This is a genomic window from Paenibacillus doosanensis (assembly GCF_025060755.1).
GTDB classification, from domain to species: Bacteria; Bacillota; Bacilli; order Paenibacillales; family NBRC-103111; genus Paenibacillus_S; species Paenibacillus_S doosanensis.
Genome location: NZ_JANYUY010000060.1, coordinates 1 through 23,963, shown reverse-complemented (window position 1 = coordinate 23,963; position 23,963 = coordinate 1). Strand labels below are relative to the sequence as shown.

12 protein-coding genes are annotated in these 23,963 nt (G+C 57.7%); all 12 read right to left on the bottom strand.

Annotated elements, in window-relative coordinates; genetic code table 11:
• Nucleotides 1-154: 154 nt before the first annotated feature.
• Nucleotides 155-6,658, bottom strand: a complete 6,504-nt coding sequence (locus N0M98_RS28900; protein WP_259619926.1) for a chondroitinase-B domain-containing protein — start codon at nucleotides 6,656-6,658, stop codon at nucleotides 155-157.
• Nucleotides 6,659-7,494: 836 nt separating this feature from the next.
• Entirely contained in the window at nucleotides 7,495-8,826 is a 1,332-nt protein-coding gene (locus tag N0M98_RS28895; protein WP_249865774.1) for an ABC transporter substrate-binding protein, read from the bottom strand.
• Between the two features lie 21 nt (nucleotides 8,827-8,847).
• A complete protein-coding gene (locus N0M98_RS28890) occupies nucleotides 8,848-10,170 on the bottom strand; it encodes a Gfo/Idh/MocA family protein (protein WP_259619925.1) in 1,323 nt (440 codons plus the stop codon).
• Between the two features lie 96 nt (nucleotides 10,171-10,266).
• Nucleotides 10,267-11,583 (bottom strand): ABC transporter substrate-binding protein, encoded by a 1,317-nt coding sequence (locus N0M98_RS28885; protein ID WP_259619924.1) that lies wholly within the window; start codon nucleotides 11,581-11,583, stop codon nucleotides 10,267-10,269.
• Between the two features lie 105 nt (nucleotides 11,584-11,688).
• Complete coding sequence (locus N0M98_RS28880; RefSeq protein WP_259619923.1) at nucleotides 11,689-12,450, bottom strand: sulfatase/phosphatase domain-containing protein; 762 nt, start codon at nucleotides 12,448-12,450, stop codon at nucleotides 11,689-11,691.
• Nucleotides 12,429-13,091, bottom strand: coding sequence for a sulfatase-like hydrolase/transferase (locus tag N0M98_RS28875; protein ID WP_259619922.1), 663 nt, complete (start codon nucleotides 13,089-13,091; stop codon nucleotides 12,429-12,431). The genes N0M98_RS28880 and N0M98_RS28875 overlap by 22 nt, the downstream gene beginning before the upstream one ends.
• Before the next feature lie 39 nt (nucleotides 13,092-13,130).
• Nucleotides 13,131-14,642 carry a DUF3604 domain-containing protein gene (locus N0M98_RS28870; RefSeq protein ID WP_259619921.1) on the bottom strand — a complete coding sequence of 504 codons (1,512 nt, stop codon included), beginning with the start codon at nucleotides 14,640-14,642 and terminating at the stop codon, nucleotides 13,131-13,133.
• Nucleotides 14,643-14,731: 89 nt separating this feature from the next.
• On the bottom strand, nucleotides 14,732-16,627 hold the full coding sequence (locus tag N0M98_RS28865) for a heparinase II/III domain-containing protein (protein WP_259619920.1): 1,896 nt from the start codon (nucleotides 16,625-16,627) through the stop codon (nucleotides 14,732-14,734).
• A complete protein-coding gene (gene hepB / locus N0M98_RS28860) occupies nucleotides 16,624-18,933 on the bottom strand; it encodes a heparin/heparin-sulfate lyase HepB (RefSeq protein WP_259619919.1) in 2,310 nt (769 codons plus the stop codon). Before hepB ends, N0M98_RS28865 begins: the two co-directional genes overlap by 4 nt.
• Nucleotides 18,934-18,981: 48 nt before the next feature.
• On the bottom strand, nucleotides 18,982-20,292 hold the full coding sequence (locus N0M98_RS28855; RefSeq protein ID WP_249865781.1) for an ABC transporter substrate-binding protein: 1,311 nt from the start codon (nucleotides 20,290-20,292) through the stop codon (nucleotides 18,982-18,984).
• A gap of 223 nt (nucleotides 20,293-20,515) precedes the next feature.
• Nucleotides 20,516-22,591 (bottom strand): heparinase II/III domain-containing protein, encoded by a 2,076-nt coding sequence (locus N0M98_RS28850; RefSeq protein WP_259619918.1) that lies wholly within the window; start codon nucleotides 22,589-22,591, stop codon nucleotides 20,516-20,518.
• 16 nt (nucleotides 22,592-22,607) lie between these two features.
• Nucleotides 22,608-23,744, bottom strand: coding sequence for a glycoside hydrolase family 88 protein (locus N0M98_RS28845; RefSeq protein ID WP_259619917.1), 1,137 nt, complete (start codon nucleotides 23,742-23,744; stop codon nucleotides 22,608-22,610).
• Nucleotides 23,745-23,963: the final 219 nt, after the last annotated feature.

Sequence of the window (23,963 nt, the reverse complement as noted above, 5' to 3'; positions counted from 1 at the left end):
CGTCGAAGCGGCCTTGATCCAAAAAAACAAAAACGGAGACCTATAACAAGCATCGGTCTCCGTTCGTACGGTAGATAACAAAGTATTCTTATGTGATTTGTATGGTAACACCATCCGCTCAGCCTGTCAACGGATATTTTTTTCGGCTTATCGCTTACTCCTTATTATAAATCTTGTACATCAGCACCGCCGTTTCCGCCCGAGTCGCATACCCTTGCGGATTCAGACCGTTCCCATCACCGGTCATAAGTCCTTCCTTCACCATGAAAATAGCGCTGTCCACAGCGTACGAAGCTACCTGAGCGCGATCGGCGAACGGCTGCAAATCGGCTGCCGATCCTTTTGCAGCGGCCGTTTTGGAGGCCAATTGCAGCGCCCTTGCGCTCAGCACCATCATATCCTGGCGCGAGATCGCTTCGTTCGGGTTAAATCGATTGCTGCCGACACCGTCGCTAATGCCGAGTTTTTTGGCGATGCCGACTTCCTCGTAGTAGTAATCCGACTTGCCGACATCCGCAAAGTTACTGTCCACCTCCGCCGACAAGCCCAACGTTCTGACGAGCAGCAAGAGGAAATCCGCCTTCGTAATCGTGTTTGCCGGAGCAAACATGTCTTTCGATATCCCGTTGATGATGCCTTTGGAAGCGAGCACTTCGATCGGCTGCTTCGCCCATCCGTAGGCGTCAATATCCGCAAAAGTCTTGTATTCGGCAGAAATGGCGTACAAGCTGAAATGCGTCGTGGTGAATGTAACTCTTCCCGTCGCCGGGTTGTATTTGCCGCTCGGCACCTTCGCCGCTTGGCCGTTGCCGTCGATATACCAGACAATCAGATGCTCAGGGTCTTTCCGCTCTTGTTCCGACGGCGTATACGGCACCGAAATCGTGACGGCTGCCAGCGGGTTGTTGAACTGCACGGCTTGACCGTCCACCTGCAAGCGAATGTCCAAAAGCGGTCTGTCGCCGATTTGGGTCCGCAGGGCGGCATCGCCAATCGTGTTCTTATCCGCGCTTTGCACCGTCAGTGTAACCGACGAGGACGCCGCAACGGAAGCGGAAGCGAGCATATTGCCCGGGAGCACGACCGTCGCCAAAGGGGTGGCGATCGCAATGTTCTCCGTCTTGGTCGTGCTTGTAACGAAGCTTGCCGGGAACGTCAAATCGTAAGCTTTGGCCCCGGGCACTTCAGGCACTTGCACGGTCGCCGTCTTGACTCCATTCTGATCGGCGGTCGCCTTGCTCATCAGCTCATCCAGTGCGTCAGCCGAGATTTTCGTTGTCGTTGTGCCTGCGGACGGTTCGGACGCCGTGTCGGTTCCCACGGCCGGCGCTGCAGACCCACTGGAATGCGATCGACGTTTCAAGCCGCCGGCAGTGCTCCCATTGTCGCCGTTATTGCCGTTCTCTCCGTTGTTGCCATCGCCGCCATTGTTTCCATTGTTTCCATTGTTTCCATTGTTGCCGTTATTCCCATTATCACCGTCGCTACCATTGTTACCGTTATTTCCGTTATTTCCGTTGTTTCCGTTGTTGCCATCGTCGCCGCCACCTTGCGCGGCAGCGGTCGTTACTGCAACCGCATTGCTGTCCGGCGAATACCCGCCGTCGGCGTCAATCGCCTTGACGGTAAAGCTGTAGAGCGTGCCCGCCGTCAGACCGCCGATCGTGGCGCTGTAAACCGAGCCCGTCACGCTATAAGTCGCTCCCGTCACACTGGTTCCGTCTTTATAAATGCCATACCCCGCCGCCCCGGCGGAGCCTTGCCAGCTCAAGCTGACCGTCGTTTGCGTAACATCGGCGGCTGTCAAGTTCGTCGGCGCCGCCAGGCGGCTTGGCGCCGGCGGCACGACGGCCAGCGTCCTGGCATCCTGGAACAAGCCGTAAGTCGCCGTAATGACGGTCGAGCCGGCGCCGACCGCGCGGATCATGCCTGTGGAGTCGACCGCCGCGACGCCCGGATTGCTGCTGACGAAGCCGACGCCCTGCGTGAGCGGAACTTGCGATCCGTCGTCATGGACGGCACTCAGCACACCTGCCGCCGACTGCCCGACACTCAGGCTATCCGGCACGTCCAGCTGCACCGAGGCAACCGGGGACTGGCCTGCAATGACGATTTCGACGATATTGTTCCAGGCGTCCTTCGAGTTGCCATGTCCGTTGAATTTGATGTAGCGCGCCTCTGTCAACGGAATCTGGAACAGCTCCAGATTCGCGGTGGCGCGGCTGCTGTAACCGGAATAAACTTTGGTCCAATCGGCGTTATCGACGGACGTTTCGAGATCGAACGAGTATTGATCTTGATCTCCATTATAAAACGAAATGAGTACGTACTTCACCGGCTTCGCTTGGCCGAGATCGAATGTCGCCCATTGCTCGCCATTTGCGGCAAGACGGGTCGACATATTGTTGTCGTAGGCGTTCGCGGGCGAATAAGGCGACTTAAAATCGCTGGCAGCCGCCCCGACAATCGGGTAAGGCAGCAGCCGTTCGGGAATCGCGCCGTAAGTCGGCAGCCCCGACAGCGCCACCGTGTAATCGGTGGCCAGATAAGGATCGTCCAGATCTGTCACATGCACGACAGCCGTGCCGAACAGCGTCGGCGACTGCGTTACCTGCACCGCACCCGCGCTCGCAGCCGTCACGATCGGCACCCGCTGCGTGCCGACCGGCAATTGCACCGTGTAGCTATATTTTCCCGGAGCAAAATCAGGCAGCGAGATGCCGTTGACCCGAATGTCCGACGCTTTCGGCAGCGATGCCTCAATCGGCGGCTTGCTGCTCTTGGACAGCGCCAGCTTGTCAAGCTGAATGCCGCCCTGCTGCGGCTTCAGCACCAGATCGTGGATCCCCTCACCCAGCGTGAATGAAGCGGACGTGCTGCTCCAGCCCATTGCTCCGGCTGCCATGCTTACCGCCTCATCCGGGCCGCCGTCAACGGACACGAGAACCGTAGACGGGCCGGCTGCGCCGCTTCCAAGCAGATGAACGTAAAACGTTCCGTCGCTCGCCGCATCAAGCCGGTACATCAGGCTCGCAGCCGTCGTCCCTGCCGTGCCGCCCGCCTGTACAGACAGCCCCCCGGAACAAGCGGAGCAAGCGACCGTAGACAGATCGCCTTGCTTGAACGAATATTTCTCCGCTTCTATCTGTAGCGTAATCGCGGCTGCGTCGAGCGAGATCGGATAACCTGCGTACGAAACCGGCTGTCTTTGCACCGCCGCAGTCGAATACTCGTCGGCGCCAATATCCGGCGCTGCGCTCCGCGGCTGTCCGTCCATGTCATCGCGCACATACGGATACGCATGGGTCGCCGCATCGATCGCCGCGCTGCCGGCTTGCAGCCGGTACAAGCCGTCGGCCTGCAAGGCAAGCTGCGGGTCGACATTCCGGATTTCCGCGCTCGTCCGGGCCGGATTGCTGCCAGGCTGCGCCGTGAATCCGATGTTGTCCCGATACACCGTATTGCTCGCAATCGTCTCGGGGAAAGCCTCGTTTGTCGTATTTTGCACCAGATTGTTAGCCACGATCGTGTCGACCGGCTCTTTGAAGTATTTCGGATTGACGCTGTACGACGGGTGTCCGACTGTAATGCCGTAGGCGCTGTTCACAATCGTGTTGTTCACGATTTGCGCCCGGTACACCGGCCAATGCTTGGAGAAATCGCCGGAATACGCCTTATAGGTCGAAATCGCCGGCCCGTGATCGACATCGCCGTTGTCAATCAGGATGCCTTCCACGGCAAGCCCCTGGAAGTAATTGTTATATATTTTATGATCGGCGCCGTATACTCGGATGCCGCCAACCCCTTGCTTCACCCCGTCGCCGATAAAATAGTTCCCGTACACTTCCGTCCCGTTGCCATGGCGAAGCGTCAGCTGCGATTGGGAGTTGCGGAACGTATTATAGCGAATCGTGTTGTTGCTGGTCTTAACCGAAATGCTCTCGGGATCGCCGTCGCAGTTGTCAAACTCGTTGTACTGCACGACCGCATAGCCGCTCAGCATCGATACGCCGGAGAGGCCGAGCCGGATCGACTCCATGCCGTTATCGATGCGCGGGCCGAAGTTGCGGAACAAATTGTATTCGATCGTGAGATACTGAGACATGATCGAGCTGCCGTTGCCGTCGATGCTCATGCCTTGGCCTTGCTGCGTCTTGTTCGCGAATACGTTGTGGTCGACCTGAATATAGTCGCTGTTCGCGCCGCGAATTTGCATATACGGAATGTTCGCGCTCGCATTGTTCGGATTTTCGATTTGTTCGAAGGAACACTCCGTTACCCGGATGCTGTTCGAGCTGTCCAGAAGCAAGGAGACATTATCCGTGTTCGTGAACCGCAGCCCCTGTACGTTGACGTACGCGGACGAGGTCGATACCTTCATATAGGCGGCGCCGCTAATGATAGCGCGGCCGGTATGAGCCGCCTTGATCGTAATGGGCGACGTCAGCGTGCCGACCTTGCCTTTCAATTCAAACGGACCGGTTTTCGTATAAATTCCGTCCGCCAGTACAATCGTCGTCCCCGCCTGAGCGGCCGCCAGCGCGGCATCCAATTGCTCCGCCGTCGAGACGTTCACGATCGTGCCGCTGCTTATCGTGTATACCGGCGTTGCGCTCGCCTGCTGCGAATTCGCGCTGGAGCCTCCGTCATTCGTCGCCTGAACGACGTAATAATAGGTCGTGCCGCTTGCGATATGCTTATCCGCGAAGCTGGTCGCGCTGCTGTCGGTCGTGCCGACCGTCGTGTATTCGCTGCCGTTCTTCGTGCTGCGCAGTACCTTGTAGCCCGTTGCGCCGCTCACGGCATTCCATTGCAGCGCCACTTGCGTGCCTGCGTCGGCATTGGCCGTAACGCCGGTCGGCGCGTCCGGCGCCGTCAGCGTCGCGCTCGCTTCCGCAGAGCTGCTGCCGGTTCCTGCCGGATTCACGGCTTGCACCGTGTAGTACCAGGTGCCGTTCTCCACGCCGCTGTCCACATAACCGTTCGCACCGCCATCTTCAATCGTGCCGATTGGCGTAAAGCCGCCGCCGCTTCGCATGCTGCGCAGCACAACATAGCCGGTCGCGCCGCTTACCGGCTGCCAGGACAACGCAATCGTCGCGTCGCCCGTAGCGGTCGCTGTGACGCCGGTCGGAGCGGCAAGCGGCGTCGCGTTCAGCGTCGCGCTCGCTTCCGCAGAGTTAGCGCTGGAGCCTCCCGTGTTCACCGCCTGCACCACGTAGTAGTACGTGCCGTTCGCGATGCCGGTGTCCGAATAGCTCGTCGTCGATCCATCCGCCGTCGTGCCGATGCGCACATAGCCGCTGCCGCTTGTCGTGCTGCGCCATATGCTGTAGCTTTTCGCGCCGCTTACCGGAGACCAGCTCAGCGCAATTTCCGAGCCGACCACAGCTGCGGTCAGTCCGGTCGGGGCATTCGGCGCCGTGACGCCCGCCGTCGCCGTCAAAGGCGCGGCATTGTTGATCGTCAAGCTCGGCGTCGCGCCCGTATCTGCGGTCACCGCCTGCACTCGGTAGTAATAAGTCGTGCCGTTCACAGCCGTCGCATCGCTGTAAGCCGTCGTGCCGCCCGCGACGGTGCCGAGCTGCGTATACCCGCTGTCGCTGGACAAGCTGCGCCAGATCGTGTAGCTTGCCGCCGATGCGAAGCCGCTCCAGCTCAGATCGATCTTGTTATCGCCGGACGCCCCTGTCAAACCTGTCGCGCCGACGGAGACAAAAGCCGGAATCCCTTCCGCCGACGAACCCTGCGGCGTTACCGAGACCGGACTCACCATGTAATAGTACGTCTGGGGATTCGTCACCCCGATGTCCGTAAAAGCCGCGGCGCCAGACTTGCCGGCATACAGATACGGTCCAGAAACAGTCGTCGATCGCCGAATCACATAACTGTCGGCGCCGGTGACCTCCGACCAAGACAGATCGACCGTCGTTCCAACGGAAGTGCCGGTCAGTTCCCCCGGCGCGCCGAGCGGCGTATCGGTGGCGTACGGGTTATCGAAGCTCGCGACACCCTTCTGCGTCACAAACCCGATGTACGGAACGGCCGACATCGCCATGTCGTCGCTGACCTTGGCGATGAGCGCCGGCCCTTCCTTGGCCGAGCCATACATCGCGGCTCCGCTCACTACAAGGTTCAGCGTACAGTAGGTGGCCGAACTGCCGCCGGCGCAAGCTCCTCCGAGGGAGACGGAGCCCGGCATCGAGACCGACGTGTTGTTCACTTTGCCTCGCCATTCGAGGCTGCCCCCGCTTAAGCCAAGCGCATAAAAGTTTTTGCTGTCCTTATACCGAATCAGGCCGGGATGCGCGCCGCCGTCGGCAGCCAAGTCTTTCACTTGCCCGGAGAAAGCGCTGTCGGCCAGGAAAGACTTCGTTTTATTGGCAACGTAGAGACTATTGGCCCCCGGATCGCTCTGAATCGCGTTGCCGTTGGTTCCGTCGGCAACAACGGTCCACGGGGTCGCCGCATTGCCCGTCCATCCTCCTATCGTGTTGCTGCTCGTAATCGTATTATTGACTTCAAAATCGGGAGGCTCAAACCCCGTCGACAGCGTCACCGGCTGGTTGGAAGCGGATACATAATGTGGAAACGAACAGACCGTCAGAGCCGCGATAAGCAGCATGCTAACATAAGAGTTTGGCCGTTTACTACGCATAAAGTCACCTCGGATTCATTAGAATTAAGCTTCGATCGAAGCTTTCAAAGCGGGGCCGGCGCAAGAAGCGCGAAGCCGTTAAGATCAAGCCGTATCAGACGGTACGTTTGCGGGGCGTCCTGACGTTAGGTCCGAGGCCGCACCAATGCAAAGAAATTCCGTGCGAACGCCTGCTGCCAAATACGACATTAATCGCGATTTCTGCCGACATTGCTGACGTTGTTGTGAAAGTTTTTCTCATGTCGATCCTTCAACTCTTATTCGCCTCCAAACTCTTGTCGTTATAATAGATATCCGCATAATAAATCTCAGATACCCTCAAGATTGCTCTCGCTTGCGGATAAGGCGTGCTGACCGCGCTTGTTCCGCCGGCCTGAGCGGCAGAGCGCCGTGCAGTCTCGCCACGCACCGTAGCCATTATACAGCCGCAATCGGCGGTGTGAATATCATCAAAAACGCAAGTTCGTCATTAAAATCGAAAATTTCCCTCTTCATTTTCCACAAAAAGCATAAAAAGATCGTCGTTTTAGCCCGAATTTAATCACGGCCAGGAAACTGTAGAAGCCATAACGCTGCTTGATCCTTCCCGCTGCGGCAAAACGGCAAGCAAGCAACACTGCCCGCAGCAATAGCAACGCCCCTGGCGATCGGGTCAAGTGACAGGTTCCCCCGATCAGTACATGCGAAGGGATTGTGCAATCGCCGGCGCAAACGCCAGATACAACTATCGGCAAAAAGGCGTCCGTCCCTCGCGGACAGACGCCTTTCCCCTTGCTATGCGGCCCCTAGGCCATATGTTTCGGAATTATTCACCGTGCTTCTAGTCCGGCTCCGCCTTACTTCTTTTTCGTTTGCTCGGCCTGAATATCTTTGGCAAGCAGCTCCGACGAATCTCTGACCGCGGTCACGATGTCCTTCTTGCCTCTTCCGATATCGCCGAACGCTTCGTTAAGCCGTTTCCAGGCCAAATCGTTGTATTCGGTCAGCGGGGCCGGAGCGGCGTACTGCTGCGGGAAGATCGCTTGAATGTTTTTGCCTTTGTATTTCGGCAAATCCTGAGCGAACGTTTTCTTAATCTCCGGATTTTTGAGCGCCGTCTCGATTCCCATCTTGGAACGGATCGTCTGGAACTCATCCGAAGTCAAAGCCTGAATGACATCCATCGCCTCGTCCTTATGCTTGCTCGTCTTGCTGATATATATATAGCCCGGATACGCCTGCGGCCCTACCTGGCCCAGCTCTTTGAAATACGGCAGCGAAGCGTAATCCCAGTTCAGATCGTCGGGGAAATTGACCGCCGAGTTCGAGAAATGCGACCACATCGCCAGCGTCTTATCCTTGGAGAACATTCTCGACTGCGCGGTGGAAGCGAAGAAGCCCCCTTCCAGCGGCTTGCCGTCGGTCGTCGGAATCAATTCGTAGAACCGCTTCAAGTTATCCAGAAAAGTCATCATCTTCGGATCGTCGAACATCGGCTTGAACGTTTTCGGATCGACGAACGGCGCCGAAAACTGATTCGTTTTCAAAATATGCTCCGGCGACGCCAGGAACCCGTAATACTGCGTGCCGTTATCGCTGCGCGTCAGCTGCTTGGCAAGATCGTAGACCTCATCCCACGTCATGCCGTCTTTCGGATACGGCACTCCGAATTTGTCGAAAATGTCCTTGTTATACATCAGAACCGGAGAAGTGTTGGACAGCGGCAAACCGTAAATGCCTCCGCCGGCAATTTCCTTCTGCTGCTCGATCGTGAACGGCTCGAAACGACTTAGATCGACGTTCTTCTTTTTAATTAAGTCCGAGATGTCGTACTGAAATTCATTGCGGATCAAATTCAGATGCGTGTGGCCGATCGAGAAAATAAGGATATCGAACTGCTGGCCGCCGGTAATCAAGCCGTCCATGTTTTTGGAAGCCGGCACCGGCACGAATTTCGGCGTAATATTCGGAAACTTCTGCTTGATGTAATTGCCGTAATTGTTCATAAAATCGTCTTCCGTCCAGTCCGCGTTGCCGGTCTGATAGAAGACAAGCTCGACAGGCTCTTGTTTCCCCGATTCTCCTGCTCCTTCTCCTTCCTGTTTGCCTCCGCTGCATCCGGCGAGCAAGCTCCCCGCCAGCGTGGAAGCAATAATGATTTTTCCTGACATTTGAACCCACGATTTCATTGATATACCCCTTTATTTGTTTTAATAGGCCAGTTCCACAGTTGCGTGCCCCGTGCGGGAGCGCTCGGCCGCAAATCCGATTTCGTGTCCGTAAATGGACTGTTCGAGCCGCGTAGACGATATCGACGCCCGCTCCCCTCTCAGGACGCGGACGAAATCTTCCACCAGCAGCAAATCCCCGCCTCCATGGCTGTCGCCCGTCACGTCGACGGTCACTTTTTCCTCGGAATACTGATGCCCTGCCCGCGGGTCGGGATGTCTGACGACGAAGCTGCCGTCCTCCAGCACCCCCTGGATTTCCCCGCGCGTGCCGATGATATGGATCGTCCGGCATGGACGCGATGTCGCGCCGATCATATTATGCGTCGCCGTGCTGCCGTTCTCGAACTCCACCATGACGGATTGATGATCGACGACGTCGTTATCGCAGCGCCACACGCAGCGGCCGTACGGATTCGTAGTGCGAAGCGATTCCAGCTTTTCTTCCTCGGTCAACTTGACGCCGAGATGCTGGTTCTCCCATACGTAAAACCCCCACCGCTTCTGCTCGATATAATGCTTGCGGGCGGAATAGGCGCAATCCGCTTCAATCCGGCAATCGGCCAGACACCGCTCTCCCGAGCCCTCGGGCGCGCGCTCCGCTTTGAACTGCATCAGGCTGCCGAAGCTGCCGACTCTGAGCGGCCTGAGTCCGCCGGTCATCCATGTAAGAATATCAAGATCATGACAGCATTTGGCCATCAGCATGGAAGACTGGCATTTCTCTTGGGAATTCCACTTGCCTCGGATGTAAGAGGCGGCCATATGATGATAGCTGACGTGTTCGGCGGTTTGGATGTTGACGATTTCGCCGATGTCGCCCGCCGCTATCCGCTTGCGGATTTCCCTGTAAAACGGCGCATACCTCAATACATGGCAGATCATAACGATTCGCCCGCATTCCTGCGCCTTGACGTAAAGCTCGCGCAGCTGCTCCTCCGTCGTCGCTATAGGCTTCTCCAGCAGCACGTCATATCCTGCGGCGAGCAGCGGCAGCGTCGTCTCCACATGCAGACGGTCCATCGTCCCGTTGATTGCCGCGTCGGCTATCCGGGGACCGGCCGTCAGCTGCCCGACAGATTCAAAACAGGCTTCCGGAGGCAGCCGAAACGCCTCGGCCGTCCGCTGTCTCCGTTCCGGATCGGGATCGACCACACCCGTAATACGGAAGCTGCCGGGATGACGCCGGGCATAGGAAGCATAGATTAAGCTCCGGTGCCCCGCGCCTACGATGACGGCGGTAACGGGCCGCTCCGAGCCCGCCTTCGTCTGATCGTTCGGATTGCCTTTGACGGTATCGTTCAATTCGGTGTCGCCTCCAGTCGTATGTAAGCAGCGTTTAAAAGGATCGTGATTTCGTCGTGTCCTGCGGTCGCTTGTTTATCATGCTTTTAAGCGCGCTTATTTTTTCTGTTCGGCCAAAATCGCCTTGTTCAGCGTTTCTTCCAGATCGCGCAGCGCGGTGTTCACGTCTTTTTTACCGGTAAGCACGTTATTGAATTCTTTGTTCAGCGGAGTCGTTACCGGAACGGTGACCAGCTTCGAATCCCGGGCCGGCTGGGCTTTGACCGGCTTATTGACGTACAGCGCTTCCGTATGCTTGCCCTTCAGCATGGAGAATTCTTGGCCGAACGCCTGCTGAATCGCCGGATTTTTCAGCACCGTCGCCTTGCCCGATTTGCTGGCCTGCATCTGCATCTCGTCGGACAGCACGAATTGCAGCACCTTGAACGCTTCCTCCTTATGCTTGCTGGCGCTGATCAAGTAATAGAAGCGCGGGTTAATCTGCGCGTTCGTGCCCGGAGCTTCCTTCATCGTAGGCAGAGATACCATATCCCAATTGGTGAAATCGTCCGGGAAGCTCTCGGCCGCCGCCGTCACATCCGCATGCATCGCGGATACGCGGTCTTTGACGAAGCTGGCTACCTCCTTCACCCGGCTGCGCTCGTCCATCGGCGCGTTCATCGGAAACCGGTAAAACCGGGTTAACGTCGTAAAGATCGATTTCCAGGCGTCGGTATTGACGTCGGACCGATCCTCGGACAGATGCAAGTAAGGCGCTCCGAGCTGGTTATTATCCAGCAAATAAATGAAATTCATCGTCATGCCGCGATACTGCACGCCGTCCTCGTAACGGGTCAGCTTCTCGGCGAGCGCGTACGCATCGTCCCAGGTCATTCCGTCCTTCGGATAAGCAATCCCGAATTTATCGAATATGTCCTTATTGTAATAGAGCACAGGCGTAAACGTATTGACGGGAAGCCCATACAGCCCGGCGCCGTAGCTGGCCGAAGCGTTCTTGATAATATCGAGATAGGCCGGATCGATCCGATCCAGGTCGAAATTCGATTGCTTGATCAGATCCGTCAAGTCATATTGAAGATTAAACTTGACCAGCTTCTCATTGAGCGCGGAAATGCCCTGGTAATAAATGTCCGGGCTGTCGCCGGCAAGCACCAAATCCTGAATCTCCTTGCCCTGATCGGCCCCCTGGAACTCGAACGAAATGTAAGGGTATTTCTCCTTCACCTTCGCCTCTACCTCGGTGCGGAACTTCTGTTCATAATCCTTGTCGCCGGTATAAAATTTGAGCGTCACCGGCTCGTGCTGCTCTTCGCCGGCCGGCGCGTTGTTGGCCGCCTCCTGCTTGCTGCATGCCGATATCATCGTGGCGGCGATGACGGCGGACAGTACGGCCGCCCCTGCTTTTCTTCTCATGCTTTCCCCTCCCCATTGGCATCATCCAATTTCTGTAAAACGCAAGTTGAGAAAAACGTTGATCGAAGTCATTCCAAGACGAGCGGCCGCGTTCAGCGCCTTATACTACCGGACGCCGGCCGTATAAGGCGTATCTTTGACCTCAAGCTGCAGCCGGTGCAGCTCCTCCGTCAGCTGTTTCACCGTATCGGCATAGGCCGGATCGGCGTATACGTTGTTCATTTCATGGCTGTCGCTGCGCAGGTCGAACAATTCCCATTCCGGCGGCTTCGGATCGTCGACGGCGTCGGTAGCGCCCAGCGCGTCGGCATAGTAGTAGATCAATTTATATTCATGCGTGCGCAGACCGTAATGGGCGTATACGCCGTGCTCGCCAAGATGCATCCAGTACCGGTAGTACATCGAGGTGCGCCAGCCCTCCGGCACACTCCCTTGCATAAGCGGGCGCAAGCTGACGCCCTGCATCGGCTCCGGCGCCTGCAGCCCCGCATAATCTAGAAACGTCGGAGCGAAGTCGGTATTCAGCGCCATCGCATCCTGAACCGAGCCCGGCTGAATTTCGCGCGGGTAGCGGACGATGAACGGCATGCGCAGCGACTCTTCGTACATGAAGCGCTTGTCGAACCAGCCGTGGTCGCCCAGGAAAAAGCCTTGATCGGACGTATAAATGACGATCGTATCGTCGGCGATGCCTTCCGCATCCAGCGTATCCAGCAGCCGTCCCACATTATCGTCGATCGAGGCCACGCAGCGTAAATAATCTTTGATGTAGCGCTGATACTTCCAGCTCTTGAGCTCCTTCCCGGTCAAACCCTCCGGCGGATCGATCTTCAAGTCGCGCTTCTTCAGGTCGCGCTCGATCCGCATGATCGCCGCTTCGGCTGCGGCGGCGCGGTTGCTGTAATCGTCGTCGAACGTCGGCGGCTCCGGAATGTCGATGTCCTCGTACAGATGAGCGTGTTCTCATCCGGCAGCCACGGGCGATGCGGAGCTTTGTGATGGCACATCAGGAAGAACGGGCGATCCTTATCGCGCTCCGTAATCCAAGCGATGGACCGGTCCGTAATAATATCGGTTACATAGCCTTCATACTGCTTTTCCGTCCCCATCTCGATAAAGGTCGGCTGATGGTAATCCCCTTGGCCGGGCAGCACGTTCCAGTAATCGAACCCCGTAGGATCGCTGTCGCTGCCGTGGCCCAGATGCCACTTGCCGATAATCGCGGTCTGGTAGCCGCCTTGCTGCAGCAGCTTGGATACGGTCTGCTGACGTCCGTCAAGCTTATCTCCGAGCGTCTGAACTCCGTTCAAGTGATTGTACAGTCCGGTCAAAATCGTCGCCCGGCTCGGAGCGCAGATCGAGTTGGTGCAAAAGCAGTTGTCAAATCGCATCCCCCCTTCGGCGATCCGGTCCAAATTCGGCGTTTGATTGATTCGGCTGCCGTAGCAGCTCATCGCATGAGCGGCATGGTCATCGCTCATGATAAATAAGATGTTCGGTCGGCTCACGTTCGCATCCTCCTTGATTTTTCGCAGATGGATTTCAAATTAAGATAAAGCGTAGATCGGCGAGATAAAGGCGCATTGGCCGTTCATTTGCCTAATCTCGACATGATATACGTCGCATTCCGATTCGGCCTCCGTATCCGTCCACGCTTCTTTTACCGTATAAGCATGCTGCGGCACGGCCCGCTGAAGCACCATCGCTTCGGAATTGTAAGGCTTCAAATGCTTCGTCCGGTTGCCTGCGAGCAGTTCGCCTATCGTCGCCGTAAGCTCGACGCCGTTTAACTGTACGCGCACCTGCGACGCTTCGCTGCCCTCGATCTCCAAAATGAGCGCAGCCGTATGGGAATGCATCGTCGTCGGGTTTTTAAAGGTCGTGCAGCTCCACTCTACGGAAGTGTCCGTTTGGCGGATCAGCTCGTTGCCGATCGCATTCATCGAAGGATCGTCCTTCATCTCCGGCGTTGGAGCCAGCACGCTGCGGCCGCGGAAGCAGGTCTCTACGGAGAGCAGTCTGCCCCCGCCGACATCGGCGGCCCCGTTCCAGAAAAAGCCGTTTTTGCTGTCGCCCCAGCCCATTTCCACTCTGACTTTATAGACTCCGGCTCCGGCTTCGCGGGACCGGCTCGATCCGCTGAGCAGAAGCGATTCGCCGTTTACGATTTGCCAAGGGCGCAAATTTTTGTAGACGACGATTTTATCGATCTGGTCGCAGGCCGTCACATCAAGCTCGAACCGCCGCTCGATTGCTTTAGCCTCGCTGCCCATCGGCAGACCGTTCATCGTAAAGCGGCAGGCGATTTTATCCCCGGTAACCGCATACGTTCTGCGCGCCAAAATGGCTTCCCAGATCGATTCCCGCGTCTTCTCGTCGGCCATCACCGCCAGCCGCCCGTCCCCGTAGGAACCCGGATAGCCGGCATGATGGTCGGTCGAGCCGACAAACCCGAAGCGGTGCTTGCGCCGCAAAGCCTCGTACACGCTGCTGCGCGAATCGCGCGGCCCCATGTCATGATAATATGGATATAAGCCTTGGTCCGACATGCCGCTGCCATGCTTCGAATACACTTCGACAATCGGACTGATCGCCGGATCGAAGCTGTCCCAGTTGCCGCCGCGATAGCCAGGCGTATAGCCGACATGATGCGGTACGGCGATAACCCGGCGCGGCGCCAGCTTCCGGACGATGGCGGCCGGCGACTCTCCCTCGCCCAAAGGCAGATCATCGTCAGGCGACACGAAATGATGGTCCCCGTACTGGCTCGAATGCGCTTCGTAGCCTTGGAACGTTACGAATTCCCCCGGCACGTTAAAGCTCTTCACCGTTTCCCTTACTTGGTCCCAATGGCCCTTCAGCTTGGCGAAGCCTTCCTTGTGAAAATCGACCAAATATTCCAGCCCCTCGGTGCGGGCCGGCATGTCGTACCACGATGCGTGGCCGATGATAGCGACGAAATCCAGCTGCCCCCGGGCCGCACGCAGCGCATTCTCCAAGCCTCCGAAGCCGTAGCTGATTCCGCAATGATTGTGCAAATCTCCCCAATATAATGGCATAAGTATGATCCTCTCCTATTTGTATGGTGGAAGTAAAATGGAGACGGCGCCCGGCGCAGAACGTCTCCGGCTTGCCGACCGCCCGAATTCTAAGGCTGACGGAATCGGATGATATGCCCGCCTTCCCGCTCCTGCCTCACAGGGGTGAGAACGATCCGGTACAGCTTCTCTCCCCAGGAATTGCGCAGCTTCTTGTCCTCCAGCGCGATCGCCTCCGCAGATGCCGTAAACGCGCCGGCGTCGTATTCCATCACGAGCGCTTTGCGTCCATCGCGGTAGAAGGCCATGACGCCGGCATTATCCGCGTCCGGCAAGCAGCAGGTCATGAAGTGGAGCGTGAACCGGCAGGCAGCGGAATCGGCGAATGCGTAACGCTCCTCAAGCTCGACCAGCGGCTGCGGCATCCGCTCCAACCGGCAGCGGCGCCGCCAGGAAACGACGCCCGCTTCCGGCGGGTAAGCGGAAGCGATGTCCAGCGTCAGCTGCGAGCCTTCCGCGGAAGCCTCGTAATGCGCGGACGACGCCCGGTATTCGCGGCCGTCCCGCTGCATCGATCCGTTCAGCGTCGGCAAGCTGTGGTAGCCGGATTGCATCGTCCATATGTCGTAGCGTTCGGAGCTGAACGTCTTGGCGGTATACTCCTCGACCCCGACATCGATCAATACCGGCAAGCCGTCGGCATAGACGACGAAATGCCCGACATCGTTATGATTGTGGCTTTCCTGATTGTGTCCGCCCTTCATGGCGGCATACAGACCGCGATCCGGGGAGTCCGTCTCCCGAGCGGCCATCACTTGAATTCCGTCCATCCACATATCGCGCCGGTAGGTCAGCGGACGTCGGTCGTTCTCGATGACATCGTAGTGGAACAGCGCCGGCAGCACGCGCAGGAACGACAAAAACTTCATGTTCTTCCATCCGTCGGTGCGCAGCATCTGGTGAACGGCCGTCCCCAGCGCCATCATATTGTCGTCGCCGATCCGCTTCCCGAAGCGGTACACGACATCTTCCTCCACCGTGATCCGGTGCGGGCCGTCGGCAAAATTAAGATAATAGCGGTCATGAATATGAACCTTATAGATGTAGCGCCCGATATTTTGAATGAGCGGCTCATCATATACGTTGAATTGCCCTCCAGTAGCCATATACAGCAGCTCCAGACAGTCAAATAGCGAGCCTCCGGCCTTATTCCAGTACCCGGGCCCTTCATCGCAGCCGCCGTCGGCCGGATGCATCGAGAGGTACCGATCGAGACCCGCAAGCGCCTTCCGCACCGCTTGAAGCCGTCTTTCTCCGTCCTCCTCGGCAAGCAGGAAGGCGCTCAGGCAGTTCGAGGTGCACCACGGCGTCCAGTTGTTCAGCCGCTTCTCCCGCTCCGTAAGCCCCATCCACCAGCAGTCGTCCCGCTGCAGGTAAGGATCGAGAATGCGGCGGCGCAGCTCCATGAGCAGCCGCTCGCCGATCAGCGGATTGACCCGGTCGAACGCCGGCCGGAGCAAGTAATGCAGCCAGGCGAACAAGTTGCCGGTCTCGGCCGCGAACAGATCGATGCCCGGCTGGGCGGCCGCATCGGGCAAGTCGGGATAACGCCCCTGAAACATCCGGTTGTGCGCGGAGATGACCCAGTTCGACTCTTCGCTGATCAGCCAGATGCCGTCGATCAGGTCGTTCATAAACCGTCCCTCGTTCTCCACGCATTCCGCTAATGCGAGACTGGTCACCGCGCGTCTGCGCAGATGATACGGTCCGTCATAACGCGTGCGGTTGCCGTTTTGCAGAAATTCTCTATACATCGTCGCCGTAAGCGCCGGCCAGGCGCAGCCGAGATAGCGCTCTCCCTCGGCAATGACCGATCGGCGCAGCTCCGGCGGGAGCTTCTCCCATTCGTCCCGTTGCTCCGCATCGGGATATGGGCGGCAGCTGTCGCGGGATAACAGTATCGCTCCAAGCTCCTCTGCGCCGAACAACTCGCTAAGCTTGATCATGCCTCAGCTTCATCCTCTCCATTGTTCTTAACCGTGCTCCGCCCGGCTGGCGGCGGAATAAGACGCATGGCTGCTGATGCTCCCGGCAGATGAAGCACTCCGGCTTCTTCCGCAACCTCGTGCCTGGCGGCGGGACAGCCCGCTATCTCGACGGTCCACGTCCCGGGCGCCAAATCGGCGATCAGGCACTCACGGCCGCCGGTTGCTCCGGCATCATCCGCAGCCCCGCCCGAGCTTGCCGCTACGCAGCGGTCCTCCGGCATCGGGATGATCAGCTCTTCGCTTAGCCGAAGACCGCTTTTGCTGAAATAGACCGTCCAATTCCCGATCGCCGCCCCGACAAGCTGCTCCGTCTCGACCTTCGCGGTCGCCAAAGGAGCCGGCCCGCCGATATCTTTCACCTGCATCACGTTCAAGAACAAATCCTGCTCGGACGGCGTGCGCGGGCTCGCTTCAATGCGCCATGCCCCCTGCTCCTTCGTGCTCGGGAAATCGTTGACGTAGTTGGTGCCGAACACCCAGAACTCCTTGCCCGGCCCGCCGACGGGAACGATGTCCACATTGTCCGGCTCCGGCAGCAGCGTATCGTTGATCAACTGGCCGTTGTAGCCGTCTTCGCTGCGGGAGACGACGGTGCGCGAGCCGCTCACTTGGGGCTCCTCCACGCTGTGCAGCAGCCAATACTTTTTGAACTCGGCGTTCGCCGACACGACGCGGTCGAAGACGATGAGCGCCGCCGGATGATCCGCATCCTTGAAATTCAGAAACAGGAAGGAGCGCTGGAACTGCTTCATCTTGGCGGAATAGGCCGCCGTAATGTCGCCTTTGAGATAGGAGTAATCCGGCTGCACCGGATCGGGTCCGCAGGCATGAGCCAGCGCTTCGCCCCGCTTGAAATCCTTGTTCAGCAGATCGTCCAGCGTAAGCGGCGGACGCCCTTCGTTCGGCCAACGCTGGCCCCCGTCGTTAACATTCGGCCAGACCAGGCCGCCGTCCTTAACGTAAGGATACTGCTTCAGCTCATCCGGATCGTAAACGAGCACCGTATTATGAGCGATCGACCGCTTAAAATAATATTTGTTATGCGGTGAATGATATTTGCCCGACGAGCCTTTGTAAATGCCCGAATCTATGGCTAAGTAGCCTTTGTAGTACAGCTGGAACGCCCCCGCGTCCAGATGCTGATGGTTGTTGTACTGGTACTCCCCGATGCGCATTTCGGCCACGACGGCGGACGAAGCGCGGTCCATCCCCTCGTCCCAGCCGGTCCGGGCGATCATAATGCCCGCCGGCGAGCCGAAATAGCGGGTCAGCGGAAGCTCCTTCACCGATTTCGGGCCGACGTCGGGATTGTAGAACAAGAAGGCGTGAAACACGTACATATCCGGAATCGTCTCGAATTCGCGGAACTGCTGATCGATAAAGTACGGATTGCCGTAGTAGCTGCCGGCCATCAGATAAACGAGCGGAAACAGCTTGATGTATTGATGCTCCGCATACAGCGGATTGTCGCTGTCCCCGTCGCGCAGCAGCTTGCCGTCCGGCCTGCGGGTGTAAATCCATTGATAGCCGACTTCCTCCTGCGAAGGGTCGTACGGATTGCCCGCGCCCATCCGGTCCAAAATCCACGTCGCGTACAGCTCGGCCTGATAACGGTAAGCGCCGTAATTGTCGCCCTGATGATGCCAGCCGGAAGGATAGAAGAAATTGCGCGCCGGCACCATCTCGGCATAGAAGCGGCCCGCCGCCACATCGTACAGCTCCGGATCTTCGTCATAGATCGCGATGCCGGTGCCGATCAGATCGCGCATCAGCATCCATTCGCTCGTATGGCCGACGATCGAGCCTTCCTTCTTCGGCGGAAACCCGCATTCGAGCATATGCGCCAGCCGTTTGAAGTGGACGATCATAAACTGCCGATCCTCGTCGCTCAGCAGCTCTCTGCACCAGTCGTACACGACGGCCGCAGCCAGCATCAGCCTGCCGATAGCCCGGGAAATATCCTGGAAATTCGGGTTAAATGATTTCGTAATGCAAGAGAGCGCGAGCTCCTTTGCCCGCTGTCCGGCTTCCCGGTCATCGTCTAGCACATACATAAGGGCGTTGGCTTCGATCAAATAAACGTCTTCGGGCGTATCGCCCGATGCGGCTTCCCGGATGTCAACTTGGCTGAAATACATGAGCCGCTCCCATACCTGCTTCATTTCCGGCTTCGTCCGCTTCTCTCTAAGACCCGGCATATCCCGGCTGCGCAGCAGCAAACGGGGATGTTCCTGCGGCGGCTTATGCGGCGGTTTTGGATACATCGCTAGCGCCTCCTATTTTTCAATCATGAACTTCGGCTTCATCTGCCGTCATTTGGCGTTTTTAATCTCCGTCATCGCTTTTTCGGCCTTTTCCTGAACTTCCCTGAGCACGGTATTGACATCCTTATTGTTTTGCGCCATATCCTTCGCCCCTTCGCGGATCAGCTGCTTGAACGGCAGATCGTAGTCGGTCGGCTTCACGATAGCGGCCTGCTTCAGCTTGAACACGGCCTGCACATTTTTGCCCTGGAAGCCTTTCAGCTCGGAAGCGTAGGTCTTCTTCACCTCATCGTTGTTCAAGGAAGTCATGCGCCCGGTCTTGTTCATCGCAATCTGCGCGTCATCCGACACCAGAGTGGACATCACCTTGAAGGCTTCCTCCTGATGCTTGCTCTGCGGAGACAGCATCATCAGATGCAGGTCGACGGGCTTGCCTATGCCGGGACGGTCTTCGAAGCTCGGATACGTGACCATGTCCCAGTTCAGCGGTTTGCCCTGCTGCGCCATATCTTCGATCGTGCCGACGACGCCGTCTCCCCACACCGGATACATGGCTAGAATGCGATCCTTGAAAAAGCCGTTCGAGGTGTACATAAATTTATTTTTCTCGCCGATAAAGCCGGGAATTTCGTACATCGCTTTCAGCTTGGAAAAAGCGGTCTTGTAACCCGCCGTATTAATGAGCGGCTTCTCTTCCTTTTCGTCCACATACGGGAGCGAATACTGTCTGGTGAGGTTTTCCGGGTAGTCCGGATCGATACCGATATACTGTACTCCGTCTTCCTTGCGCGTCAGCTTCTTGGCTAGCTCGATCGCCTGATCCCAGGTCATGCCGTCCTGCGGGTATTCCACCCCGAATTTATCGAAAATATCTTTGTTGTAAATCATCAAGCCGTAGTTCATTGAGAACGGGAGAGCGTATATTTCCCCGTTGTCGCCGAATTGTTTGATCGCATCCATGCCGACCGGATCGAACTTGCCCAGATCGAGGTTGTTTTTCTTCGCCAGTCCGTTCAAATCCATGCCGAGCCCCAGCTTGTTGAACATACCGATGTAAACGTTGCTGGTCAGTATCAAATCGGGCAAATTGCCGGACGCAATGATCTGCTCGGGCGTATCCTTGTCTCCATTGCGTGAAACGAGCTGCATAGTAATATTCGGGTATTTTTTTTGCACCGGCTCGACGAAAAATTTCTGAAATTCCGAATCCTGAATGCCCGAGCTGTAGCTGTATACGACCAGATTGATTTTCTCGTTCGTCTCGGCCGGCTTGGGCGCTTCGCCCGCCTTATCGCTGCTGCATCCGGATAAAGCCGCCGCCAAACAGAGCAAGCACGGTATCAATACATTCTTCTTCACCAGAAAGACCCCCTATTTACGCTTTTTTTGAAGCATACGGCTGTCGGTTAAGAAAGCTTCCCGTTTCCTAATAAATGAATGCACGCGACAATCGATTTCGCCTTATCGTCCCGGCAGGCGTCCAGAACGGGAGCAGGGCAGGGCTTCGGATTGCCGCGCCCGTTCCGTCCTTCGCCGCTTAAGGGCCGCAAACCGGGACACTTCTTCTAGTGCAGCCTTCCGGTTAACGCAGCGACCATTCGGCAAGCGGGACATAGCGCCCCGGCTCGGCGGGAACTGACTCTCCTGCGGCCAGCGGCGTCAGCTCAACGGCCATACGCATGGCGGTTACGCCGTCCAGCTTGACGGCCAGCTTGCGGATGCCGTTGTTCGGCGTCTGCCCCTTCGGATTGTCCGACTCGGGCAGCGGCTTGGCATCCATCACCTGGAAGACCGCGCCGGCCGGTTCATCTCCGGGCGGGAACACCATGCGGACGCTGAGCCGTTTGCCGTTCTGGCTGAGCAGAGCCGAACGGCCGTCTTCCGCGATCTGGACGGACGCCTTCGTATGCATAAACCACCAAACGGTGGACGGCGCCTTGTTCTCGATCTCATCCTCGACGATCAGTCGTTTGCGGTCCGCAAACATGACGCCTCGCTTCGCAGTGTCGGCATTGCGCGCATAAGCCGGCTGCATGTCGGCAATGGCATAAGCTCCCTGCGGTTTGGAATCGTAGGCGGCGATCCGGCTCATCGCCGTCGGGATTTGCTGAAACTGCTTATCCGGATTGATCACCAGCGTGTTATGACCTTCCGGCTTCAGTCGGTAATAGGTGTACCGCTCTTTGTCGTATTCGAAGTAGCCCTTGAGATTGTAATCCTCCTTGCCCGGATCTATCGCCCACTGGATGCCGTCCGCATGGAACACGAATTCCCCCGTATCCGAATGGGAATGGCTCGCAATTGCCGTGCCCGCCTTGAAGCCGACGAAAGCGGCCGCCGGATCGTCCCACTTGCTGCGCATCGTGACGACCTCGGCGTCGCGGTAATATTGATCCGCAGGCAGCGTCGCACCCGCTTCGCGGAACTGCGGATCGTACCAGAGCAGATCGTATACGCCGCCGTTCTGCTTGGCGTCCTCCATCATGGCGATTCTTCGTTCCGCCAGCATGGGATCGTTCGTCGCCTTGGCCAGCCAGAACAGCTCCGGAATCTTCATCTTGCCGCTGTCGCTGTCGGCGAAGTTGAACGTGCCCTGCGGGCCGGTCGTATAGATCGGAAAATAGGCGGTCTTATGCAGTCCGGGCGTCTCGGCATGACCGTAGGTCGTACCGAGCGAGCTTTGCAGCGCCGCCATATAACTTACCGTATATTCCATCATGTAACGCCAGTATCCGGGGCCTTCGCTCCATCCGCCGTCGGGCTCCCAATGGCTTAAAATAATGTTCTGCACCGATTGCAGGGATCTGGCGATAATGTCCCCGGCGAGCGCTTGCACCGGCTCTTCATCGCCGATCGCGAGCGCCCCGACGATGATGCCGCCGTTGCAGACGGCGCTCCAGTTGTTCACCGGATCGGTTCTGACGCTCCACCATGCCTTGTTGTTATGGGCGTCGAGCGCCTTTTGCAGCCCTTTGTCGACCATCGCCTGACGGATAGTGTCCCGCTGCTCTTGCGTCAATCGCTCGTAGAGCCAATCGTAGCCGATTCCCATGCCCGCCGTTATTTCGGCGGTATTAAGAAACTCCTTCTTATCGTTCCAATCGGGAAAAGCGGCCAGCGCCATCATCTCCTCGATAGCCCGCTTCGCATATTTGTCGTCGCCGCTGAGCCGAAACATCATCGCGTTCTGCTCAATGACCGGCCTCGCGTCTCTGGCGGACAGCATTCGCCGGCCGTCCGGAGTTTCGTAAGCGCCGACCGGCTTCGTCAGCGTTTTGTCGGCGGCCTTCCGCAGGTCGCCGTACCATTTGCGCAGCAGAGGGTCGCTCTTCACGCCTTCCTGCAGCCGGATGAACGTATCCGCCGTCGCGAACAATCTCGGATGCTGCTGCTGCGGATTGTGCTGCCGAAGATCGGCTATAATCTGCATCGCGCTAGGGGGCGCGCCGGCGTACGGCTTGAAATCGGCGGGGCTCGGTTCCGAGCCCTTCAGCGTCTTCGCCGCCTCCGCGCTATCCGGCTTGGACGGCGAAGCGCTCTGTTCCGTAGGCGGCTTGGCGCTCTGAGCGGCCTCGTCCGAACAGGCCGGTGCGACCGCCGCTATGCACACAAGCAGCGTAAGGGCAATGAGACGGCTCCATGGCTTGGGAATCCGCATAGCCCGCTCTCCCCTTCTACCAGAACAGCTCGGTTTGTCCGCGCAGCTTGGCCAGCGCCTCGGCGAAGTAGTAGTCGCCGTAGATCAAGCCGACATCGATGTTTTTGTTCGCCGGGAAATGGCCCGTGCCATGCGGCAAAATCGCTTCGTCGCTCAAATCCCAGATCGCGTAATGATCGGCCAGCGATTTCAGGATGCGCCGGGCCGCCGTCCCGTAGAGCCGTCCTTCCTCCGCAGGCAGCAGGTCGGCCAGCAGCAGCAGGCCGCTTGCGGCAATGGCTGCCGCTGAAGAGTCTCGCGGAGCTCCCTCCTGGACCGTCAGCCGGAAATCCCAATACGGCACCAAGTCTTCCGGCAGGTTAGCCAGGAAGAAGTGGGCGACCTTTTTGCTCCCCTGCAAGTAGGCGTCGTCCTTCGTATAGCTGTAGCAGAGAGCCAAGCCGTACAATGCCCATGCGGTGCCGCGCGCCCAAGCCGATTCGGGAGCGAAGCCCTGACCTCCGAGCGCTCCGACGCGTTCGCCGGTCTCCGGATCGAAGTTCACGATGTGGTAGCAGGAGCCGTCCTCGCGGATAAATTCGCGGAGCACCGTATTGGCGTGCTCCACCGCAATATGCTTGAACCGTGGGTCCTGAATTTGCTCCGAGGCCCAGAACAAGAGGCTGAGATTCATCGTGCAATCGATGATCGCCCAGCCGGTATTGCCGTCCTTGCTGTCCCAGTTGCTTTGGTTCCAGGCGCGGATGAAGCCGCCCCGCAGATTAAACCGGCTCGCCAGCCAAGCGGCGACCTTCAGCGCGCGCAGCTTCGATTCGGCGCTGCCCGTCAGCTTGTAATTGGCTACCGAGGTCAGGCTCCACATAAAGCCGACGTCGTGATGCAGGCGGGCATATTCTTCAATGCATACGTCCATCTTCCGCTCGCATTCCTCGGCGATCCGCTTCAGCTCCTCATTGCCGGTATCCCGGTAAATGAGCCACAGCAGTCCCGGCCAGAAGCCCGAGGTCCATCCGTTCGGCTCGGTGCAATCGTATTTCCCGTCTTTGGCTACATGGGGAAAGCCCGCGCCGATCGTACGGCTCGTTTGCCCTACCTTGGCAACCAGCTTCTCCCACGCATCGTCAATCCACATTTCATTCGTCGTCTCCGGCATGTGCTCTCTTCTCCTTGTTTATGTATTTCTTATGTTTTTCCGGCGATTCTTAAAAGGGTGGTGAAAAAGTGGCATTGTACAGTCATGACACGATAGAAATGGTAAAATAAATGGAACTGATCGATGAGAAATGAGGCCAAAACTTATGCTAGTTTCCAAACGCCAAGGCACCCAACCTCGACTATTTCAAATGGTCGAGATGGAGGCGCTTGTTCCCCA